Source organism: Hahella sp. CCB-MM4, from assembly GCF_002260525.1.
Classification (GTDB): Bacteria; Pseudomonadota; Gammaproteobacteria; order Pseudomonadales; family Oleiphilaceae; genus Hahella.
On the sequence record NZ_MRYI01000015.1, the window covers coordinates 66,214 to 83,043 of the forward strand.

A 16,830-nucleotide genomic window follows, 5' to 3' on the forward strand; every position below is an offset into this window, starting at 1 on the left:
ATGGATACGGCACAACCCTCACCTTCTCAACGCATCTGCTTCATTGGCATGGGCGTCATGGGCTTTCCCATGGCCGGACATCTTGCCAAAAATGGCCACCAGGTAACGGTCTATAACCGATCACCGGAAAAGTCAGAGCGCTGGTTTAAACAACATAACGGCAAATTCATCAGGAAGCTCAGGGACGCAGCACAATCTGATGTTGTTATCTCATGCATAGGCAATGACGAAGACCTTCGTAAAACCTATCTGGGAGACGATGGCCTGATCCGCCTGCTTCCCAAAGGCGCACTCATCGTTGACCACACCACAGCTTCCGCAGGCGTGGCCCGAGAAATCAGCGAAGCAGCCGACGAAAAAGGCATCGATTTTCTTGATGCTCCGGTATCAGGAGGACAGCAAGGTGCAGAAAACGGATCTCTGACCATTATGTGCGGAGGAACAGAGAACGGATTCAACAGAGCCAAACCCATACTCGATGTTTACAGTAAAGCCTGCGCCCTCATGGGACCCGCCGGGAGCGGCCAGCTAACTAAAATGGTCAATCAGATAGCGATTGCCGGATTGGTGCAAGGCTTGTCTGAAGCACTTAACTTTGCCCAGATCTCCGGCCTGGACTGCCAACGGGTGATTGAAGTGATTTCAAAAGGTGCAGCCCAATCCTGGCAGATGGAAAACCGACACAAAACCATGCTGGAAGACCACTATGATCATGGATTTGCCGTAGACCACATGCGGAAGGATCTTGGCATCTGCCTGCATGAAGCCAATGAAAGAGGCGCAAGGCTACCAGTGACCGCCCTGGTTGATCAGTTCTATGGCGAAATTCAGGATATGGGCGGCGGTCGCTGGGATACCTCAAGCCTGCTGAAACGACTTCAATCCTTTAAGAAGCCCATAGAGCAAGACCCCCAAGCATCTTCCTGACCTCACACAAAAAAGGCTGACAGTAATTGTCAGCCTTTCATTTCCGCCTATCTAAAACTTGTGCGGAGAGCTATTTCGCTTTCTCTTCCCACTTCCCATCTTTATAGAAAGCAGACCATCCTGTGGGCTTACCTTCCTTTTCAGACATCACATATTGCTGCTTTGTCTTCCGACTGAAGCGAATAACTGATGGGTTACCCTCGGGATCTCTCACCGGAGCGGACAGCAAATAATGGTATTTGCTATCAATCTCTTTCTTGTGAGGAATCAATTCCTCCACCAAAGGCGCTCGGGTTTCTCGGTTACGAGGGAATTTACTGGCAGCCAGAAATAGACCTGACGCACCATCACGAAGAACAAAAGTGTCTTCCACATTAGCACAGGCAAGCTCAGGCATGGACACCGGATCCATTTTAGGAGGTGCCGGCTCGCCACTCTTCAAAAGCTTACGCGTATTCTTACAGGTTTCATTGGTGCACCCGAAGTATTTACCAAAACGGCCATTCTTCAGCTGCATTTCCGAGCCACATTTGTCGCATTCCAGCACCGGCCCGTCATACCCTTTCAGCTTGAACTGCCCCTTCTCTATCTCGAAGCCGCCACAGTCGGGGTTATTTCCGCACACATGGAGTTTGCGAGAGTCGTCGATCAGATAGCTATCCATCGCCGTACCACATTTGGAGCAACGATGTTTCACCCGAAGCGCATTGGCTTCAGCTTCATCATCATCCGCCCGAATCACTTCATCTCCAGGCACCAGATTAATGGTGGTTTTACAGCGCTCCTTAGGAGGCAAGGAATAACCTGAGCACCCTAAAAACACACCGGTACTGGCAGTTCGAATCTGCATTGGTCGACTACAGGTCGGGCATTCGATATCAGTCTCAACAGCCTGATTCGCTCTCATGCCATTGTCTGCGCCCTCTGCACGCTCAAGCCTGGAGCTGAAATCATGGTAAAACTCGTTTAGTACGCGTTTCCAATCCTCATCACCGCTGGCAATCTCATCCAGCTCCTCTTCCATTCTCGCAGTGAAGCCATAATCCATCAGATCGGAGAATGACTCATTCAGACGATCCGTCACGATATCGCCCATTTTTTCTGCGTAAAAACGGCGGTTAGCCAGTTTCACGTAACCGCGATCCTGAATGGTCGAAATAATCGCAGCATAGGTTGACGGGCGCCCGATTCCTCGCTTCTCCAGCTCTTTAACCAGCGTCGCTTCAGTGTAACGGGGTGCAGGCTTGGTGAAGTGCTGCGAAGGATCCAATTTGATCAAATCCAGCAGATCCTTCACTTCAAACGGAGGCAACTCGATCTCATCATCTTTTTTCGCCTGAGCAGGCAATACTTTTAGAAAACCGTCGAATTGAATCAAACGTCCCCTGGTTCTCAGCTCGAAATCACCTGCCTCAACAGTCACACTGGTGCTGATGAATCGGGCATTTTCCATCTGACAGGCTACAAACTGGCGCCAAATAAGGTCATAGAGTTTTTCAGCATCTTTCTCCAGACCGGAAATCTGGGAGGCATTGACTCCAATGTCAGACGGACGAATCGCTTCGTGCGCCTCCTGAGCCCGCTCCTTGCTGGTGTAAACCTTCGGCGAATCAGGCAGGTAGCTTTCCCCATACCGGTCCTTGATGAAGTCCCGGCAAGCATTGACGGCATCAGCCGAAAGGTTTGTGGAGTCAGTTCTCATGTAGGTGATATAGCCGGCTTCATACAAGCGCTGAGCCAGCATCATGGTCTTTTTAACACTAAAGCCCAGACGGTTACTGGCCGCCTGCTGCAATGTTGATGTGATAAAAGGTGCCGGAGTCTTGGTGACAGAGGGCTTGTCTTCCCTCTTGGACACCTGGAATGACTGCTTCTCAAGCAGCCCTACCAGTTTCTCTGTATCTTCCCGATTGGTTGGCCGGAAATTTTTGCCCTGATACTTGGAGACTTCAAACTTGGCCTGTTGCTTGGACTTGGCCAGGAATGCGTCAACCTGCCAGAATTCTTCTGGCGTAAATGCTCGGATCTCACGCTCACGCTCAACGATCAACTTGACCGCAACCGACTGTACACGCCCCGCCGACAAGCCTCTGGCAATTTTTGCCCATAGCAGCGGCGATACCATAAAGCCGACCACCCGGTCGAGGAAACGTCGTGCCTGCTGGGCATTAACACGATTTATATCCAGCTCTCCGGGAGTTTTGAATGCCTCGGATATGGCAGACTTGGTGATCTCATTAAAGACTACCCGGCGAAAACGATCTTCATCGCCGCCAATAGCCTCCTTAAGATGCCAGGCGATAGCCTCTCCTTCGCGGTCCAAATCCGTTGCGAGAAATATCTGGTCCGCATTTTTGGCCAGTCGCTTAAGCTCTTCTACAACCTTCTCTTTACCCGGCAGGATTTCATACCTGGCAACCCAGTCATTTTCCGGATCCACCCCCATGCGGGCGACAAGCTGATCCTGAGCCTTCTTGCGTTTGATTATCTCCCGCTCCTCAGCAGGGAGCTTGCGCATTTTTGCCGCTTCAGCAGCACGCTCCTTCGGGGTCGATTTTTCGCCACTCCCACTTGTCGGCAAATCACGAATGTGCCCGACACTGGACTTTACAATGTACTCAGCGCCGAGATATTTATTGATAGTTTTCGCTTTGGCGGGCGACTCTACAATTACGAGCGATTTAGCCATAACAAGTGGTTCTTTACTCCGGGTTTCAAATAGCGGTCATATATAAGTGCTTGAAGACAGCGGGTCAAGTGATTAGAACAGAAATCTCCCAAATTCATTAGGACATTTAAGCTATAACAGTCCGATATCGCCAGCTTTGAGACAATATCTAATACAATTCTTCCGAATCCCCCAACACTTACAATCACATATTAGTAACAAAACTCAATATTAAAACCTATACTGAATTGATAGTTCTAGCATTAACCTGAAAGTAACGACATAAAAGATAAATTGACTGACTCGAAATGACGGCTCTTATCATTGTTTTACTTCTTATTCTAATCGCCTCTATCGTCATTAGCGGTATCGTTTACTCGCGACAACAGGCGATTGCCTATAAACGGGGACAGATTAAACTTAGCAAGCAGAAGTACGCCGAAGTCAATGGATACCTCCAGTTCATCCTCAAAGTTGACGATCAGCTGGTGATTGCATTAATCCTTGCCCAAAACCTTGCCGATATCACCCAGTCCCTGGTCAAGCTGGAGAAGAAATCCGAAGATTTCAAATTATTGCACGACAACGACCTCGCCAAAATACAAGCAATCAGACAAGGCAATCTCGTTCCTCAGAATCAAAAGTCGATCACCAACGACAACCAGCTCAGCGCTCATATAAAAACACTGAATGAAATTGGTCATCTGCTTCAGAGATTCAAAATACGGGGAGTGATTTCACCCTCTGACTATGAGGCGCATCTCTATCATTTACAAAAACTGGCTTTTGAGATTGAGCTTGAGGGCTACCTTCAACTTGCTGAACGACTTGCCTCAAGCGACCCACGTAAAGCGATCAATCGCTATAAACAGGCCAGACAGGTGATTAAAAGAACCCGGGTTGAATTGCCGGACAAGAATGAAAAAATTCGCGAACTTACAGAAAAGATTGAAGCTTTGCAGAAACAGGGCTCTTCCAGCTCTCAAGCAGCCGAACAACCCTCGCAATCAATCGAACAGCAGAACCAGTAAGTTTTTTAAGACAAAAAAATCCCCGCAAATGCGGGGACTTTTCATCAGACTAGGATTAGAGGCGCTCCCAAACGGTCGCAATCCCCTGCCCCAGACCAATACACATGGTTGAAACACCAAGGGTACCGCCTTTTTCCGCCATAACATTCAACAGAGTGGTTGAAATTCTGGCACCGGAGCAACCCAGTGGGTGACCTAGAGCGATCGCACCACCTTTCAGGTTAACCTTCTCTTCCATCACATCCATCAGTTTCAGATCTTTGATGACTGGCAGAGACTGTGCAGCAAACGCTTCGTTCAGCTCCCAGAAATCGATGTCTTCAACTTTCAGACCTGCACGCTTGAGTGCTTTCTTCGTCGCTGGCACAGGACCGTAACCCATGATCGCGGGATCACATCCTGCAGTTGCCATAGAGCGAATGCGAGCAATCGGGGTCAGACCCAGTGCTTCAGCACGCTCAGCAGACATCAACAGCATGGCAGCAGCACCGTCAGTCAACTGCGAGGAAGTACCCGCAGTTACGGTACCACTCTTAGGATCGAAAGCAGGACGCAGCTGAGAAAGACTTTCCGCAGTGGTCTCCGGACGAATGGTTTCGTCATTTTCAATCAGTGCGGCAAAGCCGTTATCGTCATGACCGTAGATAGGCACGATCTCGTTTTTAAAGAGACCCTCAACCGTCGCGGCATGCGCCAAACGGTGAGAACGAGCACCGAACTCATCCTGCTGCTGACGGGAAATCCCGTGCATTTTTGCCAGCATTTCTGCCGTCAGCCCCATCATATTGGAGGCTTTAGCGGAATATTTACTCGCCGCAGGGTTGTGGTCAAAGCCCTGAGTCATGGGTACGTGCCCCATGTGCTCAACACCGCCCACCACAAACACGTCGCCATTATTGGTCATAATAGCCTGGGCCGCAGTATGGATCGCTGTCATGGCAGAACCACACAGACGGTTTACCGTTTGCGCTGAAGCGGTGTGAGGTATCTTGGTCAACAGGGAGATCTGACGAGCAACGTTAAAACCTTGCTCCAGGGTCTGGTTAACACAGCCCCATACGAGATCTTCCACTTCTGCCGGATTGGCATTGGGGTTACGTTCGAACAGTGCATCGATCAGTGCTGCTGACAGATTTTCAGCCCGCACGTTACGGAAACAGCCCGCTTTGGCGCGCCCCATCGGGGAGCGCACGCAATCGATGACGACGACGTCTCTTGGATTCAGACTCATATTCTATTCTCCGTCAATTCTCGATCAGCAATTAGCCGAAATACTTCTTGTCAGATTTGGCCATTTCACGCATTCCCTCAGTCGGATGATACAGAGGTCCAAGATCTGCGTACTTGTCAGCGATCTTACAGAACTCAGCAACACCGATGGAGTCGATGTAACGCAGTGCACCGCCACGGAATGGAGGGAACCCGATACCAAAGATCAGACCCATATCCGCTTCCGCCGGACTGTCTACGATACCGTCTTCCAGACAGCGAACAGTCTCAATGCACAAAGGCACCATCATGCGCTCGATAATTTCCTCATCGGAGAAATCTTTTGCTTCGCCTTGAACAGATTTAACCAGAGCTTCTACCGCAGGATCGATAACCTTCTTCTGCTTGCCCTTTCTATCCAGTTCATAGGCATAGAAACCTTTGTCGTTCTTCTGACCAAAGCGCTCAGCTTCAAACATGGCCTCAACAACGGTCTTCTCGCTGTACTTCATACGCTCCGGGAAGCCTTCAGCCATGACATCACCAGCGTGCTTCGCAGTGTCCATACCCACAACATCCAGCAGGTAAGCAGGACCCATAGGCCAGCCGAAACGCTCCATGATCTTGTCGACTTTCTGGAAGTCTGCGCCGTCACGAACCAGCAGACTGAAACCACCGAAGTATGGGAACAGGATACGGTTAACCAGGAAGCCCGGGCAGTCATTAACAACGATAGGTGTTTTGCCCATAGCTTTGGCGTAGGCAACTGTCGTCGCAATCGCTTTCTCGCTGGTCTTCTCGCCACGGATAACCTCTACCAGAGGCATCATATGGACCGGGTTGAAGAAGTGCATGCCACAGAAGTTTTCAGGACGCTTCAGGTTCTTCGCCAGCCGGTTGATAGAGATGGTAGAAGTGTTGGAAGTCAGAATGGTGTCTTCACGGACAACATCTTCCACTTCACACAAGACCATGTCTTTAACCTTTGGATTTTCAACGACTGCTTCAACGACCAGGTCGACATTTTTGAAATCGCCATAGCTCAACGCAGGAGTAATCGCATTCAATACATCAGCCATTTGATCAGGCTTCATGCGTCCTTTATCAACACGCTTGACCAGAAGCTTCTTGGCCTCTTTAAGACCCAGCTCGATACCTGCAGGAGCGATATCCTTCATGATGATCGGCGTGCCTTTCAGAGCAGACTGATAAGCAACACCGCCACCCATGATACCAGCCCCCAGAACCGCTGCCTGTTTTACCTGACCGGCAATAGATTCCAGATCCTTGGCCTTTTTCTTCAATTCCTGATCATTCAGGAACAGACCCACAAGGCTGGCTGCCACGGAGGTCTTGGCCATTTTTGCGAAGCCCTTGGCTTCAACTTCCAAAGCCTTGTCACGAGTCATACCCGCGTGCTTCTGCATGACCTTAATCGCTTCTACCGGAGCCGGATAGTTCTTTCCAGCCTGACCGGCAACGAACCCTTTGGCGGTTTCAAACGCCATCATGCTTTCCATGGGGTTCAGTTTCAGCTTGCCTGTCTTCTCTTCACGACGGGCCAGATAATCGAACTTGCCGTCGATCGCCTGGCTGAGGATAGCCAGTGAGGCATCCATCAACTGTTCTGGGCCAACAACAGCGTCAACAGCACCTTCTTTCAGTGCCTGCTCTGGCTTTTTCTCACCACCGGCGCAGATCCACTCGATCGCATAGTCAGCACCGATCAGGCGAGGCAGACGAACCGTGCCACCAAAACCAGGGAAGATACCCAGTTTCACTTCCGGCAAACCGACTTTTGCCTTGGTAGACATCACACGGTAGTCAGTGGACAGACACATTTCCATGCCACCGCCCAGCGCAATACCATTGATTGCCGTTACGGTTGGGTATGGCAGATCCTCAATATCGGAAAAGATCTGATTGGCGTACAGATTGTTAGCCACAAGTTCTTCTTCAGGACCAGCAAACAGACCCTGGAACTCGGTAATATCCGCACCGACAATGAAACAATCTTTATTACTTGTAACGACCAGACCTTTAAGGTCCTGTGTTTTCAATTTATCTGTTGCTTGACGCAGCTCTTCCAGCGTCAGACGATTGAATTTGTTTACAGACTCGCCTTGCAAATCGAAGGTCAGTACCGCGATACCATCTTCGATCTCTTTGACTGTGATGGCTTTACCTTCGTAAATCATCAAAGGATCTCCAAGCGTTGATTAGCACTGGTTTTTTTATATGCCACGAGGCTCTGAAACAGCTGTTTCCGGCCCGGGCTCCGATCAACAAATCCGCAGAAATCCTTCCCCTAAAAACCGCTTATGGAGAAAAATTCATACGCTCGTTTGAATTCGTATGCGACAACATGGATAAATTTGTTTCGTTTGTCAATTTTTTCTGATGAATCATATGAAAATAATTGCAATACCCCGTGTTTTTTCCGAACTGGATTTCGCGCCTTTAATTTTATTTTTCATAGGGTTGCAGAATACTCTTAAAACCCTCCGAAACTTAAAACGTGAATATGGTTCCCATTTTTGCCCTGATTCTCTATGATGAATTCCGCCTAGACTCTTTGACCGATGACGATTTTAGGCCTATTTTTCTTTTATAAACCGACGCTTGCGTTCACTTCACACCATTACGGTCTGTGACATTTCTGCTTCATCGCTGCTTCGCCATACAGCCAATGACAGCGTTAAGCCGACTTCGTCAACAGCCCCAAGTCGAAGTATCCGGCATCACAAATAAAACAACAGATCTGGAGTAGTCCCGGCTTCACCGGGATAGATTACGGGAGAGCGGATTTATGGATTATTCGGTGCACGACCGATACCTGAAGGTTGTCGGGCTCTTTCTGAGCCTGATGGTTATCGCCCCTTTATCACAGGCACTGACCAAAGAAGAAACAAAGCCAATTCTGGCCTATTTTCATAATGTACAAATACACGCCTATCAGGCAATAAACTCATACTACAATTTCAGCCTGAACCCGGGAGACAAAGAGCTGCACAGCCAGATCCTGACTGAAATGAGCAGCCTGGAGAGCACACTTTCTGCCTTGGAATCGAGTCCCGGTATAGTAGATATTCAAGGCGAACTCGCTGACATCAATGAGCAGTGGGTAAAGTACAGGGACTTGCTGAACACCAACATTGACGACGCCATCAAGCTTGGTTATCCGGACCTGCGCCTGCTTGCGGATATGGCGCAATCCAATATAGATGTCGTTGGAGCTGTGGAAAGAGCCTACGAACGTGCCCAGGATGTTTCCGGCTTCAAACCGACCAATATTGTTGCCACATTGAGAGACAGCAAATTGCTGCTTGCCAGTATGATGACCAAGTATTCAGCCAGAAGCGCTTCGACGGTTTCCCAAATATTCCAGGGGGCCAAAACAGAAGAAGCAATGGATGTACAGGCAGAACATTTTGATAAACGTCTGGCAGAGCTGATGAAAACAGAGCTTAACAAGGGCGACTCAGCCAAAGTTCTGGACTCCATCTCCACCAAATGGAACTTTATCCGAAATTCTTATAAAAACTACAACGAAAACAATGTGTCATATGTGGTGAACTTGTATTCCTACCGCATCATCGACGCACTGGACGATTTGCTGAAACAGAACTCCTAACCCCTTTCCATTCCAGCTTTACCCCATGCGGAAGGTCGAATCAGGCCTTCCCCTCGGCCAATGAGCCCAATTCATTCAGCATCAGCTCAACCTGATCAGGGGTACCCCGTTCATCCCACAGAAAACCTACTTCACTGCTCGACAATAATACGGCAACAAGCCCTGCATCCACGGGAAGCCCACTCAAATCAAAGTCACCCCGACCCTCACCGGCACAAACCCAGCTCTCATCTTTCCTGACCCAAATCTGCCTACCTCCCAGACCCGGAAACTTACCCAACCGGAAATAGTAATAGGTCGCATTTTCCGACTCTGCCTCCAGCGAGGAATGAAGCTCATTCAATGCCTGTTTCTTTACCCTGAAGCCCCTACTATAGGCAACCTGCCTTAGCTTCATACGTCGACGCTCCGCCGGACTCGGGAGTATCCAGAATATGGAACCGACAACAAAGCCGACAACAGCCAATACAATAATTAACGGCGTACTCACACGGAACTCCTTCAAATGGCGGGATCATACTTCAATACGTTATTTTATCCTATGATATAGAGAACGCATCGAGGCAATTATTTGCCTCAGATCACAACAAGCAAGACCAGAAAGTCGGACACTCTACTGACAAACATCATCTGCGAAGGAGGTTTAACCATGTATAGCCATATCCTTGTGGCACTGGATCTGGGCAAGGAAACCGAGACGGTTCTGAACAAAGCAATAGCACTGCAAAAAGCATCATCCGCCAAGCTCAGCCTGGTGCACATCATTGAACCTATAAGCTATGCCTACGGCGGCGATATACCAATGGACCTTGGCGAAATACAGCAACAGCTCGAAGAGCGCAGCTCTAACAAGCTGAAAGAGTTGAAAAACAGCCATCAGTTAAATGACGCAGAATGCACCGTCCTGGTTGGCAGACCAGAAAGCGAAATTCATCGCTATGCAGAAGAACAGAACGCAGACCTGATTGTCGTGGGAAGTCATGGTCGTCATGGACTTCAACTGCTATTGGGCTCCACTGCCAACGGCGTGCTTCACGGCGCAAAATGCGACGTTCTTGCGGTCAGAGTGCAGCAGTAGCCAATAAATCGACAGTGAGCTGGAAGCCTAGCCCTGATCTTCCAGCTTTCACTTGCCCTCGAGCTTTCATCTGTCCTCTAGCCTTCACTTACATTCCAGCGCTCAACTTGCCCATCGGCTTCAATCATTGAGTTTACTGTTTTGATAGATCCGGCCACGTACGTCTGACCCGCTAGAGCGGTGTATTCCACTCCCCCGCCTCAAAACTTTGACGCAGCTTTTGTAGTTGGCTTTCCAGAGAAAAAGTCACACTGGATGCCAGAGAAAAAAAGCTTAACAACGCCTTTAGATTGGAATCTCCCTCACAAGCGCCATGTATGCGCTGCCATAGCGCCTGATTCACCAATTGCAGACGCCGGTTTCGTTCCACCAGCCCCTTCAGATCCCAATCAGGCGGCTCCCTATCGTCCCGCATTTTAAAATACTGCTGAACCAGATAGATGGACACCGAACGCAGAATAAACTCTTCGTTCGTAGCAAAAGGCATGTGGTGCATGGCCATGGGGCGCAACTCACTAAGGATCGGACATTCACTGGTGGCCAGTATCAACCCCATCAGAGACCTTAGCGCTTCCTCTAGCCCGGTACGTTTCTGATAATTACGCTCCCTGGTAGATACAGTCACTTCCACTTTCTGAAACGCAGGCTCCTTCCTGAATGTATCTACCAGCGCCTGTATATCAATTGCCGCAGGGCAATATTGATATTCAGACGCCTTAAGAGGGCAATTACTACATTGGCAGTGCTTCAACTCAGCCCAATCGGCGGCAGCTTTGTTGGTTGGCGGCAGACTCTCGCGATCTGTTTCCACCACATGATCAATTAAGCGGCCGTCTTCAAGACGGAAATCATAACGAACCCGCATCTGTATATGTTACTCCAGTCGTGTTTTCTAATTTGTTATTATCGAGATCTAAATTCCATACAGTTAAGTTTAGCTTCCATCGCCAATCATTCGTTAAAAATTATTGACTACCCCTGCATATCTTCAAGCTCAAGCCAGCGCTCCATCAGTTGCTCAAGCTCCTTCTCCCTGCTCTCCAGTAGAGCCAGTTTTTCAGCCACCAACTCATGGGACTGCTCATAAAATTCCGGCGCAGAAACCTCTTCCTGCAACACCGCCAGAGCGTTTTCCAACTCCTCAACCTGGGAGGGCAATTCGTCCAGTTCCCGCTGATGTTTGTAGCTCAACTTTTTCTTTTGCCCGGAAACGGCTCCTTTTACTTCAGCAGAATCCCCTGGAGTTTTCTTCGCATCTGCCTTGGCTGTCTTGCCCTTGGAAGCTGCGTCCTTAGACACCTTCTCCTGGGAGAACGACGACTCTTCAGGGCGCTGAAGCAGCCAGTCACTATAGCCGCCGGCATATTCAACAACTTTTCCCTGCCCCTCAAATACCAGAGAACTGGTCACGACATTATCGATAAACGTACGATCGTGAGACACCAGGATAATTGACCCCTGAAAACTGCCCAGCAGCTCTTCCAGCAAATCAAGGGTATCCATATCCAGGTCATTGGTAGGTTCGTCCAACACCAGAATGTTGGCAGGCTGGGTAAACAGCTTGGCCAATAACAAACGATTAACTTCACCACCTGACAGTGCCTTTGCAGGCGTTCGCAATCGTTCGGGTGGAAACAGAAAATCCCTGAGGTAACCGGCGACATGAACCTCCCGATCATTCAGGGAAATAAAGTCTTTGCCTTTGGCAACGTTATCCCAAACGGTGGCCTCCAGATCAATCTGGCTACGCATCTGGTCGAAATAGGCAACCTGCTGCTTGGTTCCCCGCTTAATCTTGCCTTCATCAGCCTCAAGCTCACCCAACACCAGCTTGATAAACGTTGATTTACCACACCCATTGGGCCCTATCAGCCCTACCCGGTCCTGACGCAACATTGTCCAGGTAAGGTTATCGATAATTTTCTTGCTGCCGTAACTGAAGCTGACGTTGGCAAAATCCGCGATAATCTTGCCGGAAGACTGATCTTCCCCGATCCGTAGATTGACCTGTCCGACTCGCTCCCGCCGCTGCTTGCGTTCTTCCCTCAAAGATTTCAGCGCTCTGACGCGACCTTCATTACGTGTCCGCCGGGCTTTGATACCCTGACGGATCCAGACCTCTTCTTCCGCCAGCTTTTTATCAAAACGCTCCCACTCTTTTTCCTCGGCAGCCAACTGCTGCTCTTTCTTTTCAAGGTAAGCTTCATAGGGGGCCGGCCATGAACTCAGCTTTCCGCGGTCCAGCTCTATAATTCGAGTCGCAATCCGGTCAATGAACATGCGGTCGTGGGATATAAACAGCACCCCACCCCGAAATTGCAATAATTCATCTTCTAACCATTGGATCATCTCGATATCCAAATGGTTGGTAGGCTCATCCAACAGCAAGAGATTAGGATCCTGCACCAGAGCCCGAGCCAGAAACACACGACGCTTCCAACCACCGGACAATTCTCCCATGGTTGTATCCTGCGGAATATGCAGACGCTGAAGAGCAGATTCCACTTTTTGCCGCAAAAGCCATCCGTCGTTGGCCTCGATCTTGTGCTGCAGACGCTCAAGCTTTTCCAGATCCGCCTCTTCACCTGCGTGAATCAGCTTTTCATACTCTTTTAACCAGTCACCCACTTCACCGAGACCATCGGCCACCACATCAAACACGGTCTCAGCATCTTCGGAAGGTACTTCCTGAGGTAAGTATGCGACCTTCAACCCTGTCGCCCGCATCACCTCGCCTTCATCAGGCTGCAACATACCGCTGATGACTTTTAAAAGCGTTGATTTACCGGCTCCGTTTCTGCCAATCAACGATATCCGCTCCTGCGGCTCAATGACCAGCTCCGCCTTATCGAGCAGCGGAGCCAGCCCAAACGCCAGAGAAGCCTCTTTAATTCTGAGTAACGACATATATTAGAACTTCAAAAAGATATACAGAATTCAGCCAATGATTTCGACTGAATCACCTACTTTGATAACACCATGATTGAGCTGAACAAGGTTCTGTCCGAAAATTACGCCAAGCTCTTTCCGGCGATAGCCAGCCAACGTTCGAAGAGGCTCTTTCCCCTTTTCAGCCGTCATTGGATCCACCGTAGTGAAAACGCACCGGCTACATGGCTTAACCGCCCGGAATTCCACTTCTCCAATCCTGAGATGATTCCAATCATCCTCTTCCCAGGGAGAGGTTCCATTGACCACGATATTAGGCCTGAACCGCTTCATCACAATACTTTCTTCCAGCCGCCCGTTCAATTCTGCCAGGGACGACTCGTTAGTCACCAACACCGGATAACCATCAGAGAATGCGACTCGCTGATCTGCCGCATAGTATTCGCGATCCACCTGACGAAAACTGTCCTCCGGCATATGCACCAGCTTCAATTCCTGCCCGAGCAACCTGCTCAGCCAATCATTGATCTCTGACGAAGCCACAGCCGCAACCATCTTGTCTCTCCAGACCTCAACTTCGATACGCTGTGCATCTTCGGGGATTGTTGCCATGATTGAGTCACCTTTCGGGCTCGTAATCGATATTCCCTCAGGATGAATTTGCGTTTTAAGCAATACCATTTGGGGAAATTTTCTTCCCGTGACGAACTTACCGGCTGCATCTACCAGCATGTAACGACGATCCCCTTCCGGCCCCCACTCGGATATTCTCAGTTGATCCACTGAGACTCCGGCACAGGATTTTACGGGATATAAGTTCAATTCGGTAACGTGTAGCGACGTCATGCGGGACTCCTTGCTTCAATCAGATGTGCAGTCTAAGCAGGGATGCACGACAGGACAATAGCGAAAGCAACTTAGTATGACTTTATCAGGCCAGGAACTGGAGCAACGAAAATTTCGACTTACAGACAATCTCTGAAAGATCGCCTCAATCAAACTCCTTCAAGCGGGTTTCCACCACTCTGGCCAATTCATCCGGCTGGAATTTAGACAAGAAAGCATTGCACCCCACTTTTTCTACCATCGCTTTGTTAAAGTCACCACTTAAAGAGGTGTGCAGCACCACATACAAATCCTTCAACCTCGGATCATTGCGAATTTCCGTGGTTAAACGGTAGCCGTCCATTGCAGGCATTTCGGCATCGGTTATAACCATCAACAGCTTTTCCGGCACATTAAGGCCACTATCGGCCCAACTCTTGAGCAGGTTGTATGCCTCCAGACCATTTTTGGCAGTGGTTACCTTAATACCCAACTGAGACAAAGTACCAATCGCCTGCCCGATAGCTACCGGGGAGTCATCAACCAACAGAATTTCCTTACCTTGCGCCACTTCCACCAAATCCGAGGTCAAAACCTCGGAAGAAACCTGGATATTGTAGGGTTTAATATCCGCAAGAACCCGCTCCACATCGATAATCTCAACGATCTGATCGTTGTAATAGGTGATCGCAGTCACGTAGTGTGAGCGCCCGGCTCCCTGGGGCGGCGGCAGAATCTGTTCCCAGGTCATATTGACAATCCGATCGACGCTGCCGACCAAAAAGGCCTGCACCGTCCGATTATATTCCGTAACGATAATGGTTGAGTTTTCACTGACCTCAAGCGGCTTCAGTCCAATCGCCTGAGCCAGGTTGATAACCGGCACAGTGACATTCCGAATATGACTCACCCCCACCACCACCGGATGACGGTGAGGCATTCGGGTGAGATTAGGCAGACGCAACACTTCCTGAATTTTAAATACATTGATCGCAAATATCTGGCGAACACCAAACTTGAATAACAACAGCTCAAGCCGGTTCTCCCCCACCAGCTTGGTCCGCTGATCGACTGTTTCCAGCACCTTAGACATTCGCTACCTCAAGTATTTGTATCTGATACTTTATCTAGTTTAGACGATTACCGGTATTCTTCCTCCCTTCCCCAGGCGCAATGCACACCCAATAAAAAGAGGGGTTGCCTCGAAGAAGGCTCTGAATTCAAAACAATATGGGAGAAATTTGGAGCGGGAAACGTGACTCGTACCGGCCGGCACCCCGGGCACGACCCCAACCAGTAGAAAGAGGGTCGCCTCGAAGAAGACACTGAATTCAAAAACAATATGAGAGAAAATTTGGAGCGGGAAACGAGACTCGTACCGGCCGGCGCCCCGGGCGCGATCCCAACCCAATAAAAAGCGGGGTCGCCTCAACGAAGGCACCGAACTTATAAACAATATGGGAGAAAATTTGGAGCGGGAAACGAGACTCGAACCGGCCGGCGCCCCGGGCGCGATCCCAACCAATAAAAAGAGGGGTCGCCTCGACAAAGGCACAGGATTCAAAAACACTAAGAAAGAAAATTGGAGCGGGAAACGAGACTCGAACCGGCCGGCGTCCCGGGCGCGATCCCAACCATATAAAAAGAGGGGTCGCCTCGACAAAGGCACAGGATTCAAAAACACTAAGAAAGAAAATTGGAGCGGGAAACGAGACTCGAACTCGCGACCCCAACCTTGGCAAGGTTGTGCTCTACCAACTGAGCTATTCCCGCTTAAGGAAACTCTAACCACTCAAATCAAGCAGTTAGATATGTTTTCGATACGATCTCCGAAAACGAGGGCGCATTATAATGACTCTTTTGAGGTCGCGCAAGCGTCCACTGAAAATTTTTTATAGATTGGCAAAAAGTCCTGTCGCCTCAGCCATTCAGGCATTAAACGTATGCTGCGATTCTCCCAGAAAGGCATCTTCCTCTGGCCTGCTGGCTCGCTTAAGCACTTTGTTTCTATGAGGAAATCGACCAAATCGCTTAATTATTTCATAGCGCGAACGAGCATCCTGCATATATGGACTGACAAAATCTTTCTCCGCTCCCTGGCTCATTTCGTACAGAGCCTCATGCAACCTGACACTCTCCTTTTGGTCCTGAAGAATTTCCGAATGGGTTAAAGGAAGATAGAAGAATATTTTTTGCGCCACACTCATCCCCTTCTCGTTCCCATCATCCAATCCTTTGCGGACATACCGTCTCGCAGCCTTATCATTGTCATAGGTCAATGAGGTCCCTCTATATATATGCCGGGAAACCTGATCCAACAACAGGACAACTGCGACATACCCCTCCGGCTCATCCAGCCAGTGATCCAACGCCCCTTCCGATGCCATCACAACACTGGTCAAGAACCTCCTGCGCAATTCCCTATCATATTTTCTGTCCGCCACAAACCAGCGACGCTGTGCCTGCTCCGTTGGAATACCCTCTCCCAAGTCGGGACCAAACCAGTATTGCAGAAATTCCTTAGACGACCACATGACACCCCCTTTTAGTGATTCCTCCCCCTATTTTA

Annotated in this window: 13 protein-coding genes and 1 tRNA gene; 4 read left to right on the plus strand and 10 right to left on the minus strand. The window is 49.4% G+C overall.

Annotation, left to right across the window (positions count from 1 at the left end; all coding sequences use genetic code 11):
* Positions 1–927 (plus strand): NAD(P)-dependent oxidoreductase, encoded by a 927-nt coding sequence (locus tag BTA51_RS21625; protein WP_094711147.1) that lies wholly within the window; start codon positions 1–3, stop codon positions 925–927.
* A gap of 70 nt (positions 928–997) precedes the next feature.
* Here BTA51_RS21625 and topA read toward each other — a convergent pair whose 3' ends face one another.
* The gene (topA, locus tag BTA51_RS21630) at positions 998–3,616 is read right to left on the minus strand and encodes a type I DNA topoisomerase (protein WP_094711149.1); all 2,619 of its coding nucleotides are present in this window, start codon (positions 3,614–3,616) and stop codon (positions 998–1,000) included.
* A gap of 287 nt (positions 3,617–3,903) precedes the next feature.
* Here topA and BTA51_RS21635 point away from each other — a divergent pair, with 287 nt between their 5' ends.
* Complete coding sequence (locus BTA51_RS21635; protein WP_094711151.1) at positions 3,904–4,626, plus strand: hypothetical protein; 723 nt, start codon at positions 3,904–3,906, stop codon at positions 4,624–4,626.
* A 55-nt stretch (positions 4,627–4,681) separates the two neighbouring features.
* On the opposite strand, the gene fadA is transcribed toward BTA51_RS21635, so the two are convergent.
* Together fadA and fadB are read right to left on the minus strand one after the other, a co-directional pair.
* Entirely contained in the window at positions 4,682–5,857 is a 1,176-nt protein-coding gene (gene fadA, locus BTA51_RS21640) for an acetyl-CoA C-acyltransferase FadA (protein ID WP_094711153.1), read from the minus strand.
* Positions 5,858–5,888: 31 nt separating this feature from the next.
* The gene (gene fadB, locus BTA51_RS21645; protein WP_094711155.1) at positions 5,889–8,033 is read right to left on the minus strand and encodes a fatty acid oxidation complex subunit alpha FadB; all 2,145 of its coding nucleotides are present in this window, start codon (positions 8,031–8,033) and stop codon (positions 5,889–5,891) included.
* Between the two features lie 611 nt (positions 8,034–8,644).
* Here fadB and BTA51_RS21655 point away from each other — a divergent pair.
* The gene (locus tag BTA51_RS21655; protein WP_094711159.1) at positions 8,645–9,469 is read left to right on the plus strand and encodes a hypothetical protein; all 825 of its coding nucleotides are present in this window, start codon (positions 8,645–8,647) and stop codon (positions 9,467–9,469) included.
* A 40-nt stretch (positions 9,470–9,509) separates the two neighbouring features.
* Here the strand turns inward: BTA51_RS21655 and BTA51_RS21660 are convergent, their stop codons facing one another.
* Positions 9,510–9,959, minus strand: coding sequence for a hypothetical protein (locus BTA51_RS21660; RefSeq protein WP_094711161.1), 450 nt, complete (start codon positions 9,957–9,959; stop codon positions 9,510–9,512).
* A 159-nt stretch (positions 9,960–10,118) separates the two neighbouring features.
* Between BTA51_RS21660 and BTA51_RS21665 the strand changes: the two genes are divergently transcribed.
* A complete protein-coding gene (locus BTA51_RS21665; RefSeq protein WP_094711163.1) occupies positions 10,119–10,547 on the plus strand; it encodes a universal stress protein in 429 nt (142 codons plus the stop codon).
* 172 nt (positions 10,548–10,719) lie between these two features.
* On the opposite strand, the gene BTA51_RS21670 is transcribed toward BTA51_RS21665, so the two are convergent.
* The 6 genes from BTA51_RS21670 to BTA51_RS21695 form a co-directional block, all read right to left on the minus strand.
* Entirely contained in the window at positions 10,720–11,412 is a 693-nt protein-coding gene (locus BTA51_RS21670; protein ID WP_094711165.1) for a hypothetical protein, read from the minus strand.
* A gap of 107 nt (positions 11,413–11,519) precedes the next feature.
* Positions 11,520–13,454, minus strand: a complete 1,935-nt coding sequence (locus BTA51_RS21675; protein WP_094711167.1) for an ATP-binding cassette domain-containing protein — start codon at positions 13,452–13,454, stop codon at positions 11,520–11,522.
* A 30-nt stretch (positions 13,455–13,484) separates the two neighbouring features.
* Entirely contained in the window at positions 13,485–14,282 is a 798-nt protein-coding gene (locus tag BTA51_RS21680; protein WP_094711169.1) for an MOSC domain-containing protein, read from the minus strand.
* Positions 14,283–14,427: 145 nt separating this feature from the next.
* Entirely contained in the window at positions 14,428–15,354 is a 927-nt protein-coding gene (locus tag BTA51_RS21685) for a chemotaxis protein CheV (RefSeq protein WP_094711171.1), read from the minus strand.
* Positions 15,355–15,958: 604 nt separating this feature from the next.
* Positions 15,959–16,034 (minus strand) — tRNA-Gly (locus BTA51_RS21690).
* 155 nt (positions 16,035–16,189) lie between these two features.
* The gene (locus BTA51_RS21695; protein WP_094711173.1) at positions 16,190–16,795 is read right to left on the minus strand and encodes a DUF924 family protein; all 606 of its coding nucleotides are present in this window, start codon (positions 16,793–16,795) and stop codon (positions 16,190–16,192) included.
* Positions 16,796–16,830 lie beyond the last annotated feature (35 nt).

Bases quoted from the DNA above. Each gene is read 5' to 3' on its own strand.
- BTA51_RS21625 (WP_094711147.1), top strand. From the start codon at position 1: ATGGATACGGCACAACCCTCACCTTCTCAACGCATCTGCTTCATTGGC.
- topA (WP_094711149.1), bottom strand. From the start codon at position 3,616: ATGGCTAAATCGCTCGTAATTGTAGAGTCGCCCGCCAAAGCGAAAACT.
- BTA51_RS21635 (WP_094711151.1), top strand. From the start codon at position 3,904: ATGACGGCTCTTATCATTGTTTTACTTCTTATTCTAATCGCCTCTATC.
- fadA (WP_094711153.1), bottom strand. From the start codon at position 5,857: ATGAGTCTGAATCCAAGAGACGTCGTCGTCATCGATTGCGTGCGCTCC.
- fadB (WP_094711155.1), bottom strand. From the start codon at position 8,033: ATGATTTACGAAGGTAAAGCCATCACAGTCAAAGAGATCGAAGATGGT.
- BTA51_RS21655 (WP_094711159.1), top strand. From the start codon at position 8,645: ATGGATTATTCGGTGCACGACCGATACCTGAAGGTTGTCGGGCTCTTT.
- BTA51_RS21665 (WP_094711163.1), top strand. From the start codon at position 10,119: ATGTATAGCCATATCCTTGTGGCACTGGATCTGGGCAAGGAAACCGAG.
- BTA51_RS21670 (WP_094711165.1), bottom strand. From the start codon at position 11,412: ATGCGGGTTCGTTATGATTTCCGTCTTGAAGACGGCCGCTTAATTGAT.
- BTA51_RS21675 (WP_094711167.1), bottom strand. From the start codon at position 13,454: ATGTCGTTACTCAGAATTAAAGAGGCTTCTCTGGCGTTTGGGCTGGCT.
- BTA51_RS21680 (WP_094711169.1), bottom strand. From the start codon at position 14,282: ATGACGTCGCTACACGTTACCGAATTGAACTTATATCCCGTAAAATCC.
- BTA51_RS21685 (WP_094711171.1), bottom strand. From the start codon at position 15,354: ATGTCTAAGGTGCTGGAAACAGTCGATCAGCGGACCAAGCTGGTGGGG.
- BTA51_RS21695 (WP_094711173.1), bottom strand. From the start codon at position 16,795: ATGTGGTCGTCTAAGGAATTTCTGCAATACTGGTTTGGTCCCGACTTG.